Origin of the sequence: Shewanella sp. Isolate7 (assembly GCF_022398425.1) — a bacterium.
GTDB lineage: Bacteria > Pseudomonadota > Gammaproteobacteria > Enterobacterales > Shewanellaceae > Shewanella.
Map to the genome: position 1 here is coordinate 14,798 of NZ_JAKEVJ010000042.1, position 21,026 is coordinate 35,823.

Below are 21,026 nucleotides of genomic sequence, written 5' to 3' on the forward strand. Positions count from 1 at the left end.
CAAACGGAATCGAGCTATGACCTTAGAGCGTGAAGCGCGAATCGAACTCCCGGTACTGCCATTGAGAGACGTGGTGGTTTACCCCCATATGGTTATTCCCCTGTTTGTCGGTCGGGAAAAATCTATTCGCTGCCTGGAAGCGGCGATGGAGCAAGATAAGCAGATTATATTAGTGGCCCAGCGCGATGCTGAATTAGATGAACCGACCAGCGATGATATCTTCGAGGTCGGTACCGTCGCCTCTATCTTGCAACTGCTCAAACTGCCTGACGGCACGGTGAAGGTGCTGGTCGAAGGTGGCCAACGTGCCCGAATCGACAAGTACACACAAGAGACCGAATTTTTTGTGGCGACCGCCCAATACCTCGATTCGGAAGAACTTGCCGATAAGGAAGAGGAGGTGCTGGTACGTTCGGCGATCGGCCAGTTCGAAGGTTATATCAAGCTAAACAAGAAGATCCCGCCTGAGGTGTTGACCTCACTGTCGGGCATCGATGAGGCCGCGCGCCTAGCCGATACCATGGCGGCTCATATGCCGTTGAAGCTGGAAGATAAGCAGGCGGTACTCGAGATGGTAAACGTCTCCGAGCGTCTGGAATATTTGATGGCCATGATGGAGTCGGAAATCGATCTGCTGCAGGTGGAGAAGCGTATCCGCTCCCGCGTCAAGAAGCAGATGGAGAAGAGCCAGCGCGAGTATTATCTCAACGAGCAGATGAAGGCGATTCAGAAGGAGCTTGGGGATATCGACGAGTCTCACGACGAGTTCGAGACCCTGGCCCGCAAGATTGAAGAAGCCGGCATGCCGAGTGAGGCCAAAGAGAAGGCTACCGCCGAGCTCAACAAGTTGAAGATGATGTCGCCTATGTCGGCCGAGGCCACGGTAGTGCGCAGCTACGTCGACTGGATGATCTCAGTACCTTGGAAACATCGCTCCAAGATTAAGCGCGATCTGGCCAAGGCGCAGGATGTGCTGGATACCGACCATTATGGTCTTGAGAAGGTCAAAGAGCGTATTCTCGAGTATCTGGCGGTGCAGAGCCGCGTGAAGCAGCTTAAAGGCCCTATTCTTTGTCTGGTGGGCCCACCGGGTGTGGGTAAGACATCGCTGGGACAATCTATTGCCAAGGCAACAGGCCGTAAATACGTGCGTGTCGCGCTCGGCGGCGTGCGAGATGAAGCCGAGATCCGAGGTCATCGCCGTACCTATATCGGCTCAATGCCGGGTAAGGTGATTCAGAAGATGTCTAAGGTTGGGGTTAAGAACCCACTCTTCTTGCTCGATGAGATCGATAAGATGAGCAGCGATATGCGTGGCGACCCGGCATCGGCGCTGCTTGAGGTGTTAGATCCAGAGCAGAACGCGACCTTTAGCGATCACTACCTGGAAGTGGATTACGATCTCTCTGATGTGATGTTCGTAGCGACCTCTAACTCGATGAATATTCCTGGGCCACTGCTGGACCGCATGGAAGTTATCCGCCTGTCGGGTTATACCGAAGATGAGAAACTTAACATTGCTAAGCAGCATCTGCTGCCTAAGCAGATCGAGCGTAACGGCCTGAAGGCCAGCGAAGTCAACGTCGATGAGAGCGCCATTATCGGCATCATTCGCTACTACACCCGCGAAGCTGGTGTGCGTGCGCTTGAGCGTGAGCTGTCTAAGATCTGCCGTAAGGTGGTTAAACAGATCCTGCTCGACAAGTCGGTGAAACATGTGGATGTCAATCAGGACAACCTTAAGTCTTTCCTCGGCGTTCAGCGCTTCGACTATGGTAAGGCGGAGTCGAACAACCAGATTGGTCAGGTGACAGGTCTTGCCTGGACCGAAGTGGGTGGCGACCTGCTTACTATCGAGGCCACCTCTGTGCCGGGTAAGGGCAAGCTAACCTATACCGGCTCACTGGGTGATGTGATGCAGGAGTCGATTCAGGCTGCCATGACTGTGGTGCGTGCTCGCGCCGAGCAGCTTGGTATTAACCCTGACTTCTATGAGAAGCGCGACATCCATGTTCACGTTCCCGAAGGGGCGACGCCGAAAGATGGTCCTTCTGCCGGTGCGGCCATGTGTACCGCACTGGTCTCTAGCCTGACCGGTAACCCGGTGCGCGCCGATGTGGCCATGACGGGTGAGATCACCCTGCGTGGTGAAGTCCTGCCAATCGGTGGCCTTAAAGAGAAGCTACTGGCGGCCCATCGAGGCGGCACTAAGCTGGTGCTGATTCCTAAGGAGAACGAGCGTGACCTCGAGGAGATCCCAGCCAATGTGGTGGCTGACCTTGAGATCAGGCCGGTACGTTGGGTGGATGAAGTGCTTAAGCTGGCGTTAGAACAACCAATCGAAGGCTTTGAAGTTGTTAAAAATTTGGTCTAACGCAAGAAAATGCCTATTTGCATTAAAAAAAATGCAAAAAGGGGCTTTTTAAAATCTAAACCTGTGGTAGCCTAGGTCTGTGGATAGCATTTTAGCTGCAGCCCTTGGCGCTGCTGGTTTTTAGGCTTATTCCAATTTTATTTCTTAGGTTTTCCTATTTGGCTTGAACTTTAGTTTCAAGCTTGTTATAAAAAGCCTCCGCAGACCGCTCTAGAGAAGGATTTGGTTGCGGCGCAAAAATTAAATTCAAGGGGATGACATGAACAAATCTGAACTAATCGAGAAAATCGCTTCTGGCGCTGATATTTCTAAAGCAGCAGCTGGTCGTGCTCTAGATTCTTTTATTTCTGCTGTGACTGACGGCCTAAAAGATGGCGATAAAATTTCTCTAGTTGGTTTTGGTACTTTCGAAGTGCGTCAACGTGCAGAGCGTACTGGTCGCAACCCACAGACGGGTAAAGAGATCAAGATTGCTGCGGCAAACATTCCAGCATTCAAGGCCGGTAAAGCACTTAAAGACGCTGTTAACTAAGAAACACTTAGTTAAGGTGGCCTTTGTAAACCTTATGAGTAGTTTGATAAGCACTGTTTAGGCAGTGCTTTTTACGAGTAAGGGTTTTGATAATGTATACCCTCATTATCAAGCCGTTGGCCTAACATTACGCACTGTGTAAACTAGGTCTACAAATTACAGAAATGGCGCATCCTCCAATAGGTGATGCGCCTTTTTATTTTTATTGCAACGAGCGAGAAGTCTGATGTTAGAAAAGATTCGCGAAGGCTCACAGGGCGTGATTGCTAAAGGCATTCTCGTTCTTGTTATTCTGTCCTTTGCATTTACTGGCGTGAGTAGCTATTTGGGTTCATCTTCTGAGCCGAGTGCGGCTACGGTTAATGGTGAAGAGATCAGTAAATCTGCACTGGAGCAAGCCTATCAAAGCGAGCGTGCTCGATTAGAGCAGCAACTGGGTGACATGTACAACACATTGGCCAGCAACGAAAGCTACCTGGCGAGTGTCAAGCAGAACGTATTAGAGCGCCTGATCGCCGACAAGTTGGTGGATCAAGCCGCTGCCGACCTTGGCCTTACCGTGTCTGATCAACAGATCAAGGCGGCTATCATGAATGAGCCGGCCTTCCAGGTTGATGGCAAGTTTGACAACGACCGTTACCTTGCGCTTATTCGTCAGCTAGGTTATCAGGCCAACAGCTTCCGCGACATGATGCGTGGTGACATGACACGTCGTCAGTTAGTGGTGACGCTTGTCGGTTCTGAATTTGTGTTGCCTGGTGAAGCCGAATATTTGGCCAAACTCCAGGGACAAACCCGTGACATTCGTTACCATGTGGTCGATGCCGAGCCGTTACTGGCGGGTGTGAGCGTGAGTGACGAAGAAGCGAATACTTATTATCAGCAAAACCAGGCACTGTTCGTGCGTCCTGAGACCATCGCACTGGATTATATCGAGCTAAGTGCCAATCAGTTGGCTTCGGCAATTCAGGTGAGCGATGAAGATGCTAAGAGCTACTATGACGAGAACAAGGCGCAATATCTGCAGCCTGAGAAACGTCTTGCCGCGCATATCTTGGTGAGCCTAGGTGACGACGAAGACGCAGCTAAAGCTAAGGCAGAAGCGATTCTGGCTAAGCTGAAGGCGGGTGAAAATTTCGAGGCATTAGCCAAGACTGACTCTGACGACAGCTTCAGCGGTGAGCAGGGCGGTAAGCTGGATTGGTTTGAGCAGGGCGTGATGGAAGCACCTTTCGATCAGGCGCTATTCGCCCTGGAAAAAGGCCAGAATTCAGACATCGTCAAGACGAGTTTCGGCTACCACATCATCAAGCTACTGGATCTACAGGCGGCATCTACCTCTCCATTTGAGGCGGTGAAAGACAAGATTGTTACGCAGATCCAGCAAGACAAGGCAGTTAACGAGTTTTATACCCTGCAACAGCGCCTGTCTGACGTGAGCTATGAAGTGCCTGATACGCTAGCCGAGGCGGCTAAAGAAGTGGGCGTTGAGGTGAAGACCAGCCCGGTATTTACCCGCGACAACGCACCTGAGCCGCTTAATTCGGCCGACGTCATCAAGGCGGCGTTCTCTAATACAGTGCTGCTTGACGGCATGAACAGTGATGTGATCGAGCTGGGTGACAACCATGTGATCGTGGTTCGTGTGAACAAGCATGCCGCAGCGGGTACCATGGAGTTTGCCGAGGTGAAGGCGACAATCATCGAGCGTCTCAAGCAAGATAAGGCCAACGAGCTGGCCCGTGACCAGGCACAAGAGATGATGACGGTCATCAAGGGCGGCGAAGTCCCAGCGGATATGCTAGCTCGTACCGAGCTGAGCCGTGGCGAGCAAGGTATCGATACCTCTATCGTCAGCAAGGCATTCGAGATGGCGCAGCCTGCTGGTCAGTTCGTGGTTGATACCGCGGCGCTGGCTAACGGTTATGCCGTGGTGATCCTCGATAAGGTGAATCAAGCCGAGAGTGTGGATGAGAGCCTGGTAACGGCACTCAAACAACGTTTGAACTCACAGTACAGTGAAAACGATTACCGCGCGCTTATCGCGGCGCTGAAGGCTCAGGCGGAAGTGGTTTACACACCGGCCGAGTAATTATTTCAAAAGCGAAATAAGTAACTAAAAGCCAGTCCCTGTGACTGGCTTTTTTGTCTTTAAAGCATTCCTCGAGAGGGGCATAACTGCCTACCCATCTGTCCTTGAACGTATATTCAATCGTCTCCGCACTAAATCATCCAAGCACTAATTCTCCAAGCGCTAATTCTCCAAACACTAATTCTCCAAACATTAATTCTCCAAACATTAAAGTCATCCCAGCGGTTTGTGTCTGAGTAAGCCTTGGGTGCGGGCTTAGCCGGGGCGAGTGCTTAGTGAGTTTGTCTGCTAAATCCCTTAGGCGCGTATGCGAGCAAAGGGGGTTATATCGCGTGGATGGCGAGGTTTTAACGCTTGGCGCTTGTCAAGGGAGTTCTAAGCACCGGCGTCCTAATCGCCTGCGTTATTAAGTCTATCGGTTATTGTCTAGATAGTGAGAGTATCTACTGCCGCATCATAATGGGTTAGATAGAGGCGCTGTAAAGAGCTGCTATAAAGAGAAGGCTGAGTAGGTAAGCCAAGGTGGGAGCTGTAGTTATTTAAGGCGTCAGGTGCCGCTGAGGCGCTTAAGCGAGGTGCTTAGATCAGATGCTTAGACCAGATACTTAAGTGAGATGCTTAAGCAAGGTACTTAGGTTAGGTACTTAGGTTAGGTACTTAGGTTAGGTACTTAGGTTAGGTACTTATGTTAGGCACTTAGGTGAGTTGCTTAGAGGAGCAGTGAAAATAAAAAGCCACGGCGTTGGCCGTGGCTTATGAGGTGACGTTGGAGCGATTTAGAACTGCTCGACGTCGAAGTTCACCTCTGGGTTAACATCTGCGTCGTAGTCCACAGACTCGATACCGAAGCCGAATAGTTTGAGGAACTCTTCCTTGTACTCACGATAGTCGGTGAGTTCGCTGAGGTTCTCTGTGGTGATGGTTGGCCATAGGTCACGGCAATGCTGCTGAATATCTTCGCGTAGCTCCCAGTCGTCCAGGCGTAGACGGTTAGCATCGTCGACAGCCGGCGCGGCACCATCGGCGCGGTAGAGGCGCTCGTGGAACATACGGTTGATCTGCTCCTGACAGCCTTCGTGTAGGCCCTCTTCGCGCATCTTCTTAAATACCATGGCGATGTAGAGTGGCATCACAGGAATGGCCGAGCTGGCCTGAGTGACCACACTCTTGAGTACGGCAACGTTGGCGCTACCGCCGGTGGCCGATAGCTTGTCGTTAAGCTCGTGTGCGGCGCGATCTAAGTCCATCTTGGCCTTGCCCAGGGCACCATGCCAGTAGATAGGCCAGGTCAGTTCGGTACCTATGTAGCTATAGGCAACTGTCTTACAGTCTGGGGTCAGAACACCGGCCTCTGCCAGCGCATTGATCCACAGCTCCCAATCCTGACCGCCCATGACGGTAATAGTGTCTTGGATCTCTTGCTCTGTGGCTGGCTCTACGCTGGTTTCGATGATCAGATCTTTATTGGTATCAACCGCAGTAGACTTGTATGGCTCGCCAATTGGCTTCAGAGATGAGCGCACCAGTTCGCCGCTGTCAGGCAGCTTTCTTACTGGAGAAGCCAGCGAGTAGACGACCATGTCTACCTGACCCAGATCTTGCTTGATCAGCTCAATCGTTTTCTGTTTGGCTTCATGGCTGAAGGCATCACAGTTAAGGCTCTTAGAGTAGAGGCCGTCTTGTTTTGCAAACTTGTCGAAGGCGGCTGAGTTATACCAGCCAGCCGTACCAGGCTTAGTCTCGGTGCCTGGTTTTTCAAAAAAGACGCCGAGGGTTGCCGCGCCGCTGCCAAAGGCTGCCGCGATGCGTGAAGATAGACCATAGCCACTTGAAGAGCCGATCACTAATACTTTCTTAGGGCCGTTGGCGACAGGGCCTTTTGCCTTAGTGATGTTGATTTGCTCTAGTACATTTGCTTCACAGCCAACCGGATGAGTGGTGGTACAAATAAAGCCACGTGTTTTGGGTTTGATTATCATGTTTCTGCTTCTCTTGAAAAAGTGCCATAAGGATAATTAAACCAAGCTGAAATGGCACACCTTTTTTAATAATAAGACGTTAATGTTCCAGTGGTTGGATCAGTTTAACGCTTGTAGGAAAACATGGTCTGTTCCTGGATCAGACGCTGAGTATATTCATGCTCAGGGGCGTTAAACAGCTTCTCCGTGGTGGCCTTTTCCACCATTTTTCCCTGGTGCAGCACCATGATCTTATCGCTGAAATGGCGAATGATATTCATGTTATGGGACACGAAGATATAGGAGAGTCCCATCTCCTGCTGCAGCTTGAGCAGGAGGTTAAGAATTTGCGAGCGCACCGAGAGGTCAAGCGCGGTTAACGCCTCATCGGCAATGATGATTTTTGGGTTTAACATCAAGGCCCTGGCTACTGCTACCCGCTGTTTCATCCCCTCTGAGATCATGTGAGGGTAGAAGTCGGCGTGCTCGGGCAGCAGGCCGACTTTTCTTAGGGTATCGACCACCTGGGCAAAGCGTGCCTGCTTGTCCAGATCGGTATTGAACCTTAAGGGTTCATCCAGCAGCTCACCCACCGTCAGGCGTGGGTTGAGCGAGGTGTTGGGGTCTTGAAAAATCATGCGGATCAGGCGGCAACGCTGCTTCAGGTTGCGGCTCTCCAGGGCCTCGCCTTCAAACAAGATCTCGCCATCGGTGCGCTGCTCTGCGCCCACTAAGATACGGGCCAGGGTACTCTTGCCTGAGCCGGTTTCGCCCACAATTGCCAGGGTCTCGCCGCGATTAAGCTCGAAGGAGATGGGCTCCAATGCGTGGTTATACTGGCGCTTAAACCCCTTATAGCCGGCAAAAAAGGTTTTACTCAGTCGATTAACTTTTAGTAAGGGGCTCTTCATGACATGGCTCATTGTGATAAGGGAAATGACAGGCAAAATAGCGATCTTTCTGGTGACACAGGCTAGGTTGATTGACGCAGAGCTTCTTCGCTTGAGGGCAACGGGGGCCGAGTCGGCAACCTATGGGCAGATGCTGCAGCGCCGGCGCCGAGCCTGGCAGGGTCTGCATCATGGTCTTGTGATGCTCAGGATTGGAATAATCGGGAATGTTATCCAAAAGCGCCTTGGTATAAGGGTGATAGGGATTGGCGATCACTTCACTGGTGACTCCAGATTCCATCACCTGACCGCTGTACATGACGGTTAGGCGGTCACACCACTGTGAAAGCGTCTCTAATTCATGACTAATCAACAGGATAGAAACATTTTGTAGCTGATTGAGCTTACTCAGTAGACGGAAGATCTGCGCCTGGGTGCGGATCTCCATTGAGTTGGTTGGCTCATCGGCGATGAGCAGCCTAGGCTGGTTGGCAACGGCGATGGCGATCATCACCTTCTGGCATTCGCCGTCGGAGAGTTCCCAGGCGTAGCTGGACATGATCTTCTGGGTCTCTTTGATACCCACCTTATGCAGCCACTGCTGAGCCTTCTTGCGCTTATCGCTGCCGCGTTTCCACCTGGGGAGTTCCTTGTTTTCTGGCATAGCCTCGATGATCTGGGTGCCGACGGTAATCGCCGGGTCTAAGCTACTGATGGGATCTTGAAAGATCATCGCCATCTCGCTACCCATCAATACGCGACGTTCGCTGGGCGACATGTCCATCAGGTTTTGGCCATCCCACATCATGCGGTCCGCCTGAATGGTCCAGTTGTGTCCCGGGATCCCCAGGATGGCCTTGGCCAGCAAGGTTCGGCCTGAGCCGGATTCACCCACAAGGCCGTGGACCTCGCCCGGATTCAGGGTCAGGCTCACACGCTCCAGGGCTTTTACGCGGCCATGGGGTGTATCCAGTTCTATGGTGAGGTTTCTAATGTCCAGTAATGGCATAGCTGCGTCTCGTTAGGAGCGAATCGGCGAGAGGGCCGAACGCAGTCCGTCTCCCACCAGGTTAATGGCTAGCACGCTACAGAGAATGGCGACGCCGGGAATGGTGACTGTCCAGGGAGCGGTGAGCAGGTTGTCCAACCCCTGAGACACCATGGCGCCCCATTCAGGGCTAGGTGCCTGAGCGCCTAGGTTAAGGAAGCCCAGGGCTGCGATATCCAAGATAGCGGCCGAGATCCCTAAGGTTGTCTGAATGATCATTGTGTCCATGACGTTCGGCAGGATCACATACCAGAAAATCTGCAGGCTGTTGGCACCATCGAGTCTGGCGGCGGTGACATACTCTTTCTGTAATTCTTCATGTACCGCCTGATGAATGGCGCGTACAAACTGCGGGGTGAGGGCGATGCCCACGGCCCAGAAGACGTTGCCAAGACCTGGCCCTGTGACCGCCACCACCAGAATGGCCATCAGCAACGAGGGAATTGATAGCAGCGCGTCGAGCAGGTGGCTCAAGATACTCGATTTGAGTCCCTTCATCATGCCCGAGATTGAACCTATGATGAAACCCAGCAGCAGGGCGGTGATAACGATTGCCAGCGCCATACCGAAGGTGAGGTGAGCGCCATGGAGCAGGCGACTAAAGATGTCGCGGCCCAAATCGTCGGTGCCAAGGAAGTGCTCGACCGTGCCGGTTTGCTCCCAGGAGGGGGCCAGTAGCAGCGCCAGGGGATCCTGATGCTCTGGGCTGTAGGGGGCTATCAGCGGACCAAACAGTGCCAGTAGCAGCAGACAACAGACGGCCCAAAGTCCGGCAAAGGCGAAGGGGTTGTCGGTAAAGGCGGACCAGATCCGGCTCAGCGGCGAGGGGATATGGTCTTCCTGATAGATTTTAATTTGCGGCATAGAGCTCTTTCCTGCTGAGGGGGTTCATTGCCGTATGGATCACCTCGATAAGAATGCTTAAGAAGATGATGATTAAGGCGACGGCGAGGATCCCACCCTGTATCACAGTATAATCCCTTTGGTAAATCCCTGAGACCAGCCAGGCGCCCACGCCTGGCCAACTAAAGATCACTTCCACCACCATAGCATAGCTGGCGAAGGCGCCGAGCATCAGGCCGAGGTTTTTCAGCACGGGAATAAAGGCGTTTGGCAGGGCGTGGCGCAGCACTATGATGCTGGTGTGTAAGCCACGGGCCTCGGCGGCCTTAATATAGGTTTGCTCCATGATGGCGATCATTGCCGCGCGGGTGATCCGCACCACCACGGTAAAGGGCAGTACTGCCAGGGTTACCGCCGGCAAGATGATATGCAGCAGGGCATCGATAAAGGCGGAGGTTGCGTACTGCGAATCCGACAGCAGGGTGTCGATCAGCAAAAAGCCGGTCACCGGGCGTATGTCGTACAGTAGGTTTATTTGTCCCGAAATTGGCAGCCAGCCCAGCTGCACCCCAAACCAGAGCGACAGCGACAGACCGAGCCAGAATACCGGAATGGAATAGCCGGTTAAGGTGATGGCCATGATGGTGTGCTGGGTGATCTTATGTTTGCTCAGAGAGGCCAGTCCCCCTAGAGGCAGCCCCAACACCAGGGCGATCAGCCCGGCGACAATCCCCAGCTCGAAACTGGCCGGCAGCACGGCGGTGAGCTCATCGATCACCGGATTCTGCGAGGTGGCCGAAATCCCTAGGTTGCCCGACAAGCGCTGGTGCAGGTAGGCGAAAAACTGATGCAGCTGTGAGCTATCGAGTTGATAATCGCTCTCTATTTGTGCCAGCTCCTGGCTGGTCGGCGACTGCAGTCCGGTTAAGGCGAAGGTATGCTCGACGGGAAATTTGCTGGTAACGATAAACATCACCAGGAAGAGAACCAGTGAGGTCGCCAGGAAAAGGTTTAACCTGCGGATCAGATATCTGGCCATCAGTTGCTCTCCTTGTTATCGCCTTCAGGGCGATTTGGGGAAGTCTTGGTAAAGGAGATGCCACCGAAGGGGGTTAGCTTAGCTTCGGTTACCGATTTTTGTTTTACCACCATGCGCGTGGCGTGGGCGAAGGGGAGCAAAGGCACCTGCTCTGCTACATATTGCTCTGCCTCTTGGTAGAGGCGCGCACGTTTCTCTCTGTCTGTGGTGGACTTGGCCGCATTGAGAATATGGTCGAAGGCGGGGTCACACCAGCGTGAGCGATTGCTATTTGAGCCCACTGAGGCGCAGCTCAAGATAGGGGTAAAGAAGTTGTCGGGATCGCTGTTATCGGCGTTCCATCCGATTAATACCGAATCGTAACCGCGTTGGCTCAGCTTCTGGTTGAAGACGCTCCAGTCGTAGTTAACGATATTGACCTTGACGCCTATGTTGGCCAGATCCGCCTGGATCAGTTCGGCAGTCTTGTGGGCGTTAGGGTTGTAGATACGTGCGACCGGCATGGCCCAGATGTCTATGGTGAGTTTGTCTACCCCGGCCTCTTTGAGGAGCTCGCGGGCCTTGTCTGGGTTATAGTCGATCATCTTCTCGTTGGCCGAGTAGGCCCAGGAGAGTGGCGGCAGCAGGCCAACGGCCTCTTCGGCCGTCTTCTGGTATACGGCCCTGAGGATGTTTTCTTTATCTATGGCGTGGGCCAATGCACGGCGCACCCTGACATCGTTAAAGGGAATACGCTCGGTATTAAAGGCCCAGAAGGCGACATTAAACCCGGGCAGGGACTCGACCTCGAGCTCCTCTTTCTCAATAACTACGGGCAGTTCACCCGCCTTGGGCAGGGCAGACACGTTACAGTCGCCGGTGATCAGCTTAGCCAGACGTGTGGTGCTCTTCGGAGTGATGTCAAATACCAGCTGGTCGACCTCGGGCGTGAGGCGCCAATAATCTGGGTTACGGAAGTAACGAATAAAGTCGTTCTTCACATAATCGATCAACCTAAACGGCCCGGTGCCAATTGCCAGTTTATCCAACAACTCCTCTTGGTTAGATTGCTGCAGTTGGTCGGCATACTCTTTAGAGAGGATCACCGCAAAGCCGGTCGCCAGGTTTGACAGGAAGGAGGCATCCTTATGCTTGAGATGAAAGGCAACGTGGTAGTCATCTATCTTCTCTATGTCGTCGATAAGTTCGGCAAAGCCGATACTCTGGAAGAAGGGATAACCGCTTTTAGAGACAAAGTGATAGGGATTGTCGGTATCTATGATGCGGTTGAAGGAGAAGACCACATCGTCGGCATTAAACTGGCGGCTCGGAGTAAAGCGTTCGGAGCGATGAAATTGCACGCCTTGGCGTAGCTCGAAGGTGTAGACCTTTTCGTCGTCACTCAGATGCCAGGAGATGGCGAGTGACGGGGTCATCTCACCGGTTCTGGCGTCATAATCTACCAGACCGTCGTAAAGCTGCTGTGAGGTTGCATCGACCGTGGTGCCAGAGGTGACCAATTGGGGATTGAAGGACTCTGGGTTGCCTTCAGAGCAATAGACTAATCCCGAGGGCACTCGCGTCGGTCCACAGGCCGACAACAGTGGCACGATACAACAAAACGCCGAACCTAACGTGAGACGTTTGAGCAGCTCTTTCATCAGCAGATGTAATAGTTATTTGAATGGAGAGGTTTATTTTAACAGTGGGATGGAGTCAGGGGCAAACATCATCTGCCCCTGCTGGTCTTATTTGTCTAGTAAGTTGTATTTTTTTAAGATGCCTCGCAGCTGGTGATAGCTGAGCCCGAGCAGCTCGGCCGTCTTCTTCTGGTTGTATTGCCCTGATTCCAGTGCCTTCTTGAGTAGGGCTATCTCCTGCTGTTCGCAGTGCTCCTTAAAATCCAAGGGGAAGCTGATAGCTAGCTCGTTAGCCTGGCTCGGGGGCGGGGCTGAGACCGCCGTTGTCTCCTGTTCAACTGCTGGCTCACTCTGCACCTGACGGGACTTAGTCTTGATACGGTTGGTTGGCCTGTAGGGCGAGGCAAAGGGATCTATGACTATGCTGTCAATTGGCTCTTCTAGATCCGTATTACGGTAGACGGCGCGCTCGACCACGTTTTTTAACTCACGGATATTGCCCGGCCAGTGATATGCCATCAACTGCTCTACCGCATTGGGACTAAAGCCATCAAATTGCGGCTGTTTCAGCTGACGGGCCATGCCGATAGCAAAGTATTCGGCGAGGGGCATGATATCTTCGGGGCGATGGCGCAGCGGCGGCAGGGTGATCACGTCAAATGCCAGGCGGTCGAGCAGGTCGGCCCTAAATTCGCCAGCCTCTGCCAGCGAGGGCAGATCTTCGTTGGCGGCGCACACCAGGCGCACATCTGTCTGCACCGTCTTGCTCCCCCCTACACGCTCAAATTCGCCATATTCGATGACGCGAAGCAGCTTCTCCTGAATCAGCCCCGAGGTGTTGGCCAGCTCATCGAGAAAGAGGGTGCCGCCATCGGCGCGCTCGAAACGTCCCTCATGCTTCTTGTTGGCACCGGTGAAGGCGCCGGCATCGTGGCCAAAGAGTTCGCTCTCCAATAGGTTTTCGCTGAGCGATGAACAATTTAGCTTAATAAAGCTTTGATCCCAGCGCTTGGAGAGATAATGTAGGCGCTCGGCGATCAATTCTTTACCGGTTCCGCGCTCGCCAATAATTAAGACTGGCTTAGAGAGGGGGGCAATTTTTGAAACGTGCTCAAGGACTTCCAGCAGAGCGTTCGACTGACCTATGAGGTTGTCTTGTTGAAATTGATTGGCCACTTTATTTTTTAGTCTTTCACGCTAATTATTGGTGAAAATTATAATATGTGCCCTGTGAATTAAAATAAAGAAAAAGTTATAAATATGTTTAACTGATTGTTTTTAATCGGTATAGTTAAGCTGGCACACTTAATGCATTAATCTAGGCGAAACCAACATAAATTTGAGGACACTATTATGGGAATTTTCTCTCGCTTTGCAGATATTATTAACTCGAATATCAGCGCATTACTCGATAAAGCAGAAGATCCAGAAAAAATGGTTCGCCTGATCATCCAAGAGATGGAAGATACGTTAGTGGAAGTTCGTTCGACCTCGGCCAAGGTACTGGCGGAGAAGAAAGAGATCATTCGTCGTATCGCTAAGGTGCAGGAGCAGGTTCAGGATTGGCAGGACAAGGCGGAACTGGCACTGTCGAAAGACCGTGAAGATCTGGCTAAAGCCGCACTGCTTGAAAAGCAAAAGGCCAGTGAGCTGGCAGTTACCCTAGAGCAGGAGCTAGTGGTTGTCGAAGAGCAGATCGCTCGCCTGAAAGAGGAAGTGAACCTGCTGCAAGAGAAATTGGCCGACGCCAAGGCTCGTCAGAAGACTATCATTATGCGTAAGCAGACTGCGTCTTCTCGCCTGGAAGTGAAGCGTCAGCTGGATTCGAGCAAAATTGACAATGCCATGAGCCGTTTCGAGCAGTATGAGCGTCGTGTCGAAGGACTGGAGTCACAGGTGGAAGCCTATGATCTGGGTAACCAGAAGACACTGAATGACGAATTCGCCGCGCTGGAAGCTGAAGATGCCGTTAGTGCAGAGCTAGAAGCCCTGAAGGCTAAGGTAAAAGCAGCAAAAGCCAAGAAACAGACTAAATAACAACAATTCTGAGGTGAGTTATGGATTTGGATTTACTAATAGCCCCAATTATTATCTTTATGGTAGTGGTGGCGCCCATCTGGCTGGTTCTGCACTATCGTAGCAAACGCCAAGTGAGCCAGGGACTCACTGAAGAAGAGTATGCTCAGCTCAATGAGCTAATCGGCAAAGCTGATAAAATGGCCCAACGCATAGAGACATTGGAAGCGATTTTAGATAGCGAGGCCCCGCAGTGGAGGAATCGAGATGAGCGAATCTAAGGGACGACCCTTATATCGAATCCCCGAGTCAGGCAAGATAGCTGGAGTATGCGCAGGGATCGCGGATTACTTTAACTTCGAGACCTGGTTGGTCAGAGTGGTCGCCGCATCAATATTTTTGCTTGGGGGATCGGGCGTTATTCTTATCATCTATGTACTGCTCTGGATGATTCTGGATATCAAACCCGGCAGCGCAAAGAACAAGCAACAACACAAGGAGATCGAGGTTAAGAAAAAGGTATGGCAGGCAGGAGAGCCGGCTAAGGCAGCCTTAAGAGACGTTAACAACCAGTTCCGTGATTTAGAGTTCAGGTTGCAAAATCTCGAACGGCACGTCACCTCGGACAGCTTCGATCTTAAACAACAGATCAATAATCTTTAAATCCTTTCAATGGGCGGTGTATACCGCCCTTAGCCGTATTAAGATGAGAAGCCTTTAGCCTTTAGCCTTTAGCCTTTAGCCTTTAGCCTTTAGCCTTTAGCCTTTAGCCTTTAGCCAAAAAGCTCTTAGCAATAGTAAAATCAAATGATGAATTCATTTAACCGCTCACTTCGTCAACTCGGCCATCACTCCAAGTCACTGGCTAAACGTACCACTGATAATCATGTACGCCTGGCGGTGACAGGTCTATCGGGGGCGGGAAAGACCGCCTTCATTACCGGACTGGTCAATCAACTGCTACACGCGGGTGTCGGTCAGCGTCACAATGCGCTGTCACTATTACAAGTTTCCCGCGAGGGGCGTCTACACGGGGTGAAGCGCGCCCTACAACCGGATCTGACCATAGCGAGTTTCGATTATGAGGGCGCCATGGCCGCCTTATGCGGCGAGACTCCGGCCTGGCCACAATCCACTCGCACCATCAGCGAGCTGCGCCTGGCCATTCGATATCAGCCCGCCGCGGGGATCAGGGCGAAATTTACCGACAGCGCGACGCTCTATTTAGACATTGTCGATTACCCCGGAGAGTGGCTGTTGGACCTGCCTATGCTCAAGCTGAGCTTTAAGGCCTGGTGCCAGACGCAGGCGCGCCGCGATGCCGTGTTGTCCCAGAGCGCTCATTATCAGGCCTTCGTGTCGGCATGTAGAGCGCTTGACCTGACCCAGAACGCCGATGAACTCAAGTTAAAGCAGATCGCCAGTCTCTATCAGGCCTTGCTGGTGGATTTAGTGGAGCTGCAAGGCTTCTATCATGCGCAGCCCGGCCGCATGTTGCTGCCGGGAGAGCTCGCCGATACGCCCATATTGGCGTTTTTTCCTTTGCTGCATCTCAGTGAGGCCGAGTTAGATGCGGCCGAAGAGAGTTCGAAGCACTGCTATTATCAGGTGTTGAAACAGCGCTATCACAGCTATGTTAGCCAGGTGGTGAAACCCTTCTATCGAGACTACTTTGCGAAGTTCGACCGCCAGTTGGTGTTGGTCGATTGCCTGACGCCGCTCAATCGTGGTAAGGCACAGTTTGATGATATGACAGGGGCGATCGACGCCATCATGGAGAGTTTTCATTTTGGCCAGTCCAACCTGCTGAGACGACTATTCGCGCCTCGAATCGACAGGCTGCTGTTTGCCGCCAGCAAGGTAGACCACATCACGCGGGATCAGCAGGGCAATGTGTTATCGCTGCTGTCTCATCTGGTGAAGCGCAGCCAGCAGCATGCCCAGTTTGAGGGATGCGACGTCGAGGTGATGGCCATCAGCGCTATCAAGGCGACTCAGCACGGCATGGTGCAGCGTCAGGGTAAATCGATAGAGGTGGTAAAGGGGATAGAGCTTGCCTCTAATCAAGAGGTGACTATGTTCCCCGGCGAAGTCCCCACTCACTTACCCAGTGGTGATTTCTGGCAGCGACAGGGGTTTGAATTTGTCGATTTTGCCCCGCCACGTCTGGCGGTGTCTGGCCATCAGGCACAGTTTGAGCATATTCGTCTGGATCACCTGTTGCAGTTCTTGCTCGGTGATAAGCTGAGTTAATGCCGGCGGTAGCTAAGACATCGTATTAGAGAGCGCCATTGCGATTCCTGTGTATACAAGAGTGGTTAGCAAGAGAGCGTGATAGAACCTGTATGAAAAAAGCCGATATGCAGATTGAAAAGAAACAAGTATTCGAGCCTGAGCAGGCCTTAAGCGTCACTCAGCTTAAGGCGGCCGAACGCTTCGATGACCAGGTGGTGTTTGAAGACGATGAGGCAAGTGAGGTCGACGAGGCGGCGATTCAAGCACTCGTCCCCGAGCTTGACGGCATTAATGGCGCGTCGCCATCTCGAATGGGCTCGCGTTCCTGGTCCTGGCTGGCCAAGGCATCATTGCTCGGCATAGGAAGCATATTGCTGGTGGAGCTAGTGCTGACCTTAAAAGAGGCATGGGGGCAAAGCCCCTGGCTGTTTGGGCTCTATGGCGGTGTCACGGCCATCGTCAGTTTGTGGGCGATAACCATAGGCGTTAAAGAGTGGCGTCAATTAAGGCGGCTGCGTGCGGTAGAAGAGGCGCAGGCGGTAAGTGAGCGCTTATCTCAGAGTATGCAGAGAGGAGAGGCGGACAGCTTCATCGATAAGCTGATCTCGAACCTGCCTGAAGATATCGATACCAAGGGCTATTATCGCCTGGTACACGAGGAGCATAACGATGCCGAGCGCTTGATCTTGTTCGAGAGCAGCGTCCTGCCCCAGGTCGATGCCAAGGCGAAGAAACTGGTGCATAGATATGCCAGTGAGTCGGCGCTCTTGCTGGCGGCCAGCCCAATCGCCGTGCTCGATATGGCGATCATCTTGTGGCGCAATCAGAAGATGATCGCCCAGCTGGCGAGATGTTATGGCATAGAGCTGGGCTACTGGAGCCGCATCAAACTTATCCGGTCGGTGATCACTAACATCATCTACGCCGGTACCAGTGAACTAGTCACAGATATCGGGACTCAGCTGTTTTCGCTGGAGATGTCGGGCAAGCTTTCGGCTAGGTTGGCACAGGGGCTAGGCGGCGGACTGCTTACTGCACGTTTAGGCTATCAGACCATGCGGCTGTGTCGTCCCGTGGTATTTACGCCAGAATCTCAACCTAAGCTGAGCAAGATACACACAGCTTTGCTTGGCGAGCTGAAAGACTTCTCCCTCAGCGTCCTAGGTAAAACGCCTGTTCGTAACAAAGAATTTACATCCAAGTAGGGGATAATTTTTCGCGACAGGTTTACTCTATGCCCTGAAACTGGGCAAGTTAGTGCATCGCTGCCACGCTAAGACAATAAATATAAGCCAACAATAATAGGCAGCGAGTATGACGGAGAAAGTGTATGCAAGATAAATGGAAACTTGCCACTCAGGTGATTCATGCTGGGCATGAGGCCAATCAGCATGGCGCCTTGGTATCCCCTTTGGTGCAAAGTGCCACCTTTACCTTTGAGAATGTCGAGCAGGGCGGTGATTGCTTTGCCGGCGAACAACAAGGCTATATCTACACTCGCCTCGGTAATCCCACCACGGCAGAGCTCGAACGCAAGATGGCTGTGCTGGAAGGCAGCGAGGCGGCTGCCGCGACCGCATCTGGCATGGCGGCGGTGTCGGCGGCCCTGTTGACCAACCTGAGTCAAGGTGAGCACCTGGTCGCATCCAAGGCTGTCTATGGCTGTACCTTTGCCTTGATGACAGAGCAGTTTAAACGCTTCGGTATCGAGGTTACCCTAGTGGATTTTTGTGAGGTGGCCAACATAGAGCAGGCCATTCGCCCTAACACTAAGGCGTTGTTTTGCGAGACGCCCGTTAACCCCCATCTGGATGTGTATGATCTCGCCGCCATTGCGGCACTGGCCAAGCGCCATCAGCTGGTCAGTATCGTCGACAACACTTTTATGACGCCACTGTTGCAACGCCCGCTGAGCATGGGGATAGACATGGTGATCCACAGTGCGACTAAGTATCTCAACGGTCATGGTGACGTGATCGCCGGAATCGTCTGTGGTAGTGAGGAGATGATCACTAAGGTCAAGCTTGAGGTGCTCAAGGATATCGGCGGGGTGATCTCACCTCATGATGCCTGGCTGATATTACGCGGGCTGAAGACGCTAGATGTCAGATTAACGCGGCACTGTGACAACGCCGAGCGGGTCGCGGAATATCTGCAGCAGCATCCTAAGGTGGCCAGAGTCTATTATCCTGGCCTCAAGGGACATTCGGGCCATGCCCTGCTGGGTAAGCAGATGCGAAGGGCCGGCGGTGTGGTCGCCTTCGAACTCAAAGGCAGCTTCGATGCCGCCAAGGCGTTCGCTAATCGACTCAAGCTCTTTAAAATTGCGGTCAGTCTGGGGGATGCCGAGTCGTTGATCCAGCATCCCGCCTCTATGACGCATTCCCCCTATTCGCCAGAGGCCAGAATGGACGCCGGCATAGGCGATAGTCTGTTGAGGATCTCCCTAGGCCTGGAAGACAGCGATGACATCATTGCCGATTTGGCGCAGGCCTTCGGGGAATAGTCTGAAGCTTGGAGTCGATAACAGTGATGTGAGGCGTTAGCTTCGATCAATAAAAAAGCCTGCGATTGCAGGCTTTTTACTTTTATACGAATCACAGTAAACATGTGATTAGAAATAGCGCAGGAAAAACGCTTGAGAACAAAGCAGGATTTTTAGATAAGTAGTTATTCTACAATTAAAAATACTAATGCAGTTATCGAGCGTTTTAACAAGCTAGAATGATCAATTGTTTATTACGATTGGTATTAGATGGTCCAGAACAGATGGGCGATCACATAGAGCGCCAGCATGCTGATGAAGTTGATGATCACCCCGGCGCGCATCATCTCTGATTGCTTGATAAAGCCCGAGCCGTATACGATGGCATTCGGCGGCGTGGCGACCGGCAACATGAAGGCGCAGGATGCGGCGATACCTATGAGTACGGAGAGCATCACCGGCGACAGGCCAAGGGCTTCGGCGATGGCGGCAAATACAGGGACCAGGAGGGCGGCGCTGGCGGTGTTACTGGCAAATTCGGTCAGCATCACCACGAAGAAGATCACCGCAAAGGTAAACAGCGCCATATGGGTATTACCAAAGATATCGGTTACCCAGTGTGCCAGGAAGACGCTGGTGCCCGTGGCCTTAAGGATGGCGCTCAGTGTGAGCCCGCCGCCGAAGAGGATCAGCACGCCCCAATCTGTGGTTTTCTCTATCTTCTTCCAGTCGACCAGGCCAAGCCCCGCGAGCATCACTACCGAACCCAATGCCACTATGGTGTCGAATTGTTTAATTCCCCCCAGCGAGGTGGAGATAGGCTTGCTAAAGATCCAGCAGCAGACCGTGGTGATGAAGATAAGCAAGGTAAGCTTGCCCTGCATGCTGAGGTGTTCGTTGCTCTTGGGGATCTCACAGACCACATTCAGATTGGGCTTAAGGTAGAGATAGAGGGCAATCAACATGCTAGGCAGCATCAGTGCAACGGTTATAAGACCAAATTCAAGCCAGTCGGCGAAGCTCAGGCCCACCTGGGCGGCGGCAATCGCATTTGGCGGGCTACCGACCAGAGTGCCTATGCCGCCAATGTTGGCCGAGTAGGCGATACCCAGCAGCATGAAGAGGTAAGTGCTTCTGTGTTCTTTAAAATCCAGTTGTCTCAGGATGCCAAGTGCAAGTGGTAGCATCATGGCCGCGGTGGCCGTGTTGCTGATCCACATGGAGAGCAGTGCAGTGATCCCAAACAGTAGCATGCAGGCGATGCTGAGCTTACCCTTGGAGGCGGTTAATACCTTCTGAGCGATGCGTTTATCGATTCCTTGATGACTTAGCGCCGCGGCCAGCACGAAGCCACCGAAGAACAGGTAGATGATAGGGTTGGCGAAGTTGCTCATGGCCGCCTTAGTTTCAAATACCCCTAACAACACCCCCATGATGGGGATCAGTATGGCGGTGACGCTGATGTGAATCGCCTCGGTCAACCAGAGCACGGCGGCGAAGACCAAGATGGCAATGCCGGTATTTACGCCTGGCTCGAAAGGCAGAAAGTTATAGAGCAAGACAAACAGAAGGATATCGCCAAACAAGATGGGCAAGTTGGTTTGAGGCGCCGACTTAGGTGGTGCGGCGAGCGCCTCTTGTGTGGTGTCGAGGGACATAGGGCTTCCTTAATTATTATTTTGGCGCTCTACACTAGCCTAGCGGTTGCGCGGCGCAACAAAATTTTTTATGTGGCAAAGCTACATATTTCACTTTTGGCGGCGTGATCTGCTTCATCTTGTTTGAACTATATGAGGCGTTGATCACGCGTTGCTGAAGCTTGGCGATCAATTTTTTTTACGACGGCTGGCTAAAGGGCTGCTAATTAATAACAGACTGAAATAAATTAATATAAT

Annotated in this window: 17 protein-coding genes; 9 read left to right on the forward strand and 8 right to left on the reverse strand. The window is 52.4% G+C overall.

Features of this window, described 5'->3' with window-relative positions; translation table 11 throughout:
* The first annotated feature begins 16 nt into the window (after nt 1-16).
* From lon to L1D47_RS12015, 3 genes are all read left to right on the forward strand, one after another.
* Nucleotides 17-2,374, forward strand: a complete 2,358-nt coding sequence (gene lon / locus L1D47_RS12005) for an endopeptidase La (RefSeq protein ID WP_239885098.1) — start codon at nt 17-19, stop codon at nt 2,372-2,374.
* A 259-nt stretch (nt 2,375-2,633) separates the two neighbouring features.
* Nucleotides 2,634-2,906, forward strand: coding sequence for an HU family DNA-binding protein (locus L1D47_RS12010; RefSeq protein ID WP_011866302.1), 273 nt, complete (start codon nt 2,634-2,636; stop codon nt 2,904-2,906).
* Between the two features lie 226 nt (nt 2,907-3,132).
* Nucleotides 3,133-4,998: a SurA N-terminal domain-containing protein gene (locus L1D47_RS12015; protein ID WP_239885099.1), complete on the forward strand. Its 1,866-nt coding sequence runs from the start codon at nt 3,133-3,135 to the stop codon at nt 4,996-4,998.
* A gap of 776 nt (nt 4,999-5,774) precedes the next feature.
* Here L1D47_RS12015 and fabV read toward each other — a convergent pair.
* The 7 genes from fabV to pspF all read right to left on the reverse strand — a co-directional run bounded on the left by fabV (nt 5,775) and on the right by pspF (nt 13,571).
* Nucleotides 5,775-6,977: an enoyl-ACP reductase FabV gene (gene fabV, locus L1D47_RS12020; RefSeq protein WP_239885101.1), complete on the reverse strand. Its 1,203-nt coding sequence runs from the start codon at nt 6,975-6,977 to the stop codon at nt 5,775-5,777.
* Nucleotides 6,978-7,081: 104 nt separating this feature from the next.
* On the reverse strand, nt 7,082-7,867 hold the full coding sequence (locus L1D47_RS12025) for an ATP-binding cassette domain-containing protein (RefSeq protein ID WP_011866299.1): 786 nt from the start codon (nt 7,865-7,867) through the stop codon (nt 7,082-7,084).
* On the reverse strand, nt 7,842-8,855 hold the full coding sequence (locus L1D47_RS12030) for an oligopeptide/dipeptide ABC transporter ATP-binding protein (RefSeq protein WP_239885103.1): 1,014 nt from the start codon (nt 8,853-8,855) through the stop codon (nt 7,842-7,844). Before L1D47_RS12030 ends, L1D47_RS12025 begins: the two co-directional genes overlap by 26 nt.
* 12 nt (nt 8,856-8,867) lie before the next feature.
* Nucleotides 8,868-9,758, reverse strand: a complete 891-nt coding sequence (locus L1D47_RS12035) for an ABC transporter permease subunit (RefSeq protein WP_239885105.1) — start codon at nt 9,756-9,758, stop codon at nt 8,868-8,870.
* Nucleotides 9,745-10,776, reverse strand: coding sequence for an ABC transporter permease subunit (locus L1D47_RS12040; protein ID WP_239885107.1), 1,032 nt, complete (start codon nt 10,774-10,776; stop codon nt 9,745-9,747). Before L1D47_RS12040 ends, L1D47_RS12035 begins: the two co-directional genes overlap by 14 nt.
* Nucleotides 10,776-12,416: an ABC transporter substrate-binding protein gene (locus L1D47_RS12045; protein WP_239885109.1), complete on the reverse strand. Its 1,641-nt coding sequence runs from the start codon at nt 12,414-12,416 to the stop codon at nt 10,776-10,778. The genes L1D47_RS12040 and L1D47_RS12045 overlap by 1 nt, the downstream gene beginning before the upstream one ends.
* A gap of 87 nt (nt 12,417-12,503) precedes the next feature.
* Nucleotides 12,504-13,571, reverse strand: coding sequence for a phage shock protein operon transcriptional activator (gene pspF / locus L1D47_RS12050; RefSeq protein ID WP_239885111.1), 1,068 nt, complete (start codon nt 13,569-13,571; stop codon nt 12,504-12,506).
* Between the two features lie 177 nt (nt 13,572-13,748).
* Between pspF and pspA the strand changes: the two genes are divergently transcribed.
* From pspA to megL, 6 genes are all read left to right on the forward strand, one after another.
* A complete protein-coding gene (gene pspA, locus L1D47_RS12055; protein ID WP_041509392.1) occupies nt 13,749-14,432 on the forward strand; it encodes a phage shock protein PspA in 684 nt (227 codons plus the stop codon).
* Nucleotides 14,433-14,452: 20 nt separating this feature from the next.
* Nucleotides 14,453-14,692 (forward strand): envelope stress response membrane protein PspB, encoded by a 240-nt coding sequence (pspB, locus tag L1D47_RS12060; protein WP_041509393.1) that lies wholly within the window; start codon nt 14,453-14,455, stop codon nt 14,690-14,692.
* The gene (pspC, locus tag L1D47_RS12065) at nt 14,679-15,074 is read left to right on the forward strand and encodes an envelope stress response membrane protein PspC (protein ID WP_011866291.1); all 396 of its coding nucleotides are present in this window, start codon (nt 14,679-14,681) and stop codon (nt 15,072-15,074) included. The genes pspB and pspC overlap by 14 nt, the downstream gene beginning before the upstream one ends.
* Before the next feature lie 147 nt (nt 15,075-15,221).
* Nucleotides 15,222-16,664, forward strand: a complete 1,443-nt coding sequence (locus L1D47_RS12070) for a YcjX family protein (protein ID WP_239885121.1) — start codon at nt 15,222-15,224, stop codon at nt 16,662-16,664.
* 92 nt (nt 16,665-16,756) lie between these two features.
* Nucleotides 16,757-17,851, forward strand: coding sequence for a TIGR01620 family protein (locus tag L1D47_RS12075; protein WP_239885113.1), 1,095 nt, complete (start codon nt 16,757-16,759; stop codon nt 17,849-17,851).
* A gap of 125 nt (nt 17,852-17,976) precedes the next feature.
* Nucleotides 17,977-19,152 (forward strand): methionine gamma-lyase, encoded by a 1,176-nt coding sequence (gene megL, locus L1D47_RS12080; protein WP_239885115.1) that lies wholly within the window; start codon nt 17,977-17,979, stop codon nt 19,150-19,152.
* Nucleotides 19,153-19,397: 245 nt separating this feature from the next.
* Here the strand turns inward: megL and L1D47_RS12085 are convergent, their stop codons facing one another.
* A complete protein-coding gene (locus L1D47_RS12085; protein ID WP_239885117.1) occupies nt 19,398-20,789 on the reverse strand; it encodes a DASS family sodium-coupled anion symporter in 1,392 nt (463 codons plus the stop codon).
* Nucleotides 20,790-21,026: the final 237 nt, after the last annotated feature.

Excerpts from the sequence above, each read along its gene's own strand:
- lon (WP_239885098.1), top strand. The coding sequence starts at position 17 with ATGACCTTAGAGCGTGAAGCGCGAATCGAACTCCCGGTACTGCCATTG.
- L1D47_RS12010 (WP_011866302.1), top strand. The coding sequence starts at position 2,634 with ATGAACAAATCTGAACTAATCGAGAAAATCGCTTCTGGCGCTGATATT.
- L1D47_RS12015 (WP_239885099.1), top strand. The coding sequence starts at position 3,133 with ATGTTAGAAAAGATTCGCGAAGGCTCACAGGGCGTGATTGCTAAAGGC.
- fabV (WP_239885101.1), bottom strand. The coding sequence starts at position 6,977 with ATGATAATCAAACCCAAAACACGTGGCTTTATTTGTACCACCACTCAT.
- L1D47_RS12025 (WP_011866299.1), bottom strand. The coding sequence starts at position 7,867 with ATGAAGAGCCCCTTACTAAAAGTTAATCGACTGAGTAAAACCTTTTTT.
- L1D47_RS12030 (WP_239885103.1), bottom strand. The coding sequence starts at position 8,855 with ATGCCATTACTGGACATTAGAAACCTCACCATAGAACTGGATACACCC.
- L1D47_RS12035 (WP_239885105.1), bottom strand. The coding sequence starts at position 9,758 with ATGCCGCAAATTAAAATCTATCAGGAAGACCATATCCCCTCGCCGCTG.
- L1D47_RS12040 (WP_239885107.1), bottom strand. The coding sequence starts at position 10,776 with ATGGCCAGATATCTGATCCGCAGGTTAAACCTTTTCCTGGCGACCTCA.
- L1D47_RS12045 (WP_239885109.1), bottom strand. The coding sequence starts at position 12,416 with ATGAAAGAGCTGCTCAAACGTCTCACGTTAGGTTCGGCGTTTTGTTGT.
- pspA (WP_041509392.1), top strand. The coding sequence starts at position 13,749 with ATGGGAATTTTCTCTCGCTTTGCAGATATTATTAACTCGAATATCAGC.
- pspB (WP_041509393.1), top strand. The coding sequence starts at position 14,453 with ATGGATTTGGATTTACTAATAGCCCCAATTATTATCTTTATGGTAGTG.
- pspC (WP_011866291.1), top strand. The coding sequence starts at position 14,679 with ATGAGCGAATCTAAGGGACGACCCTTATATCGAATCCCCGAGTCAGGC.
- L1D47_RS12070 (WP_239885121.1), top strand. The coding sequence starts at position 15,222 with ATGAATTCATTTAACCGCTCACTTCGTCAACTCGGCCATCACTCCAAG.
- L1D47_RS12075 (WP_239885113.1), top strand. The coding sequence starts at position 16,757 with ATGAAAAAAGCCGATATGCAGATTGAAAAGAAACAAGTATTCGAGCCT.
- megL (WP_239885115.1), top strand. The coding sequence starts at position 17,977 with ATGCAAGATAAATGGAAACTTGCCACTCAGGTGATTCATGCTGGGCAT.
- L1D47_RS12085 (WP_239885117.1), bottom strand. The coding sequence starts at position 20,789 with ATGTCCCTCGACACCACACAAGAGGCGCTCGCCGCACCACCTAAGTCG.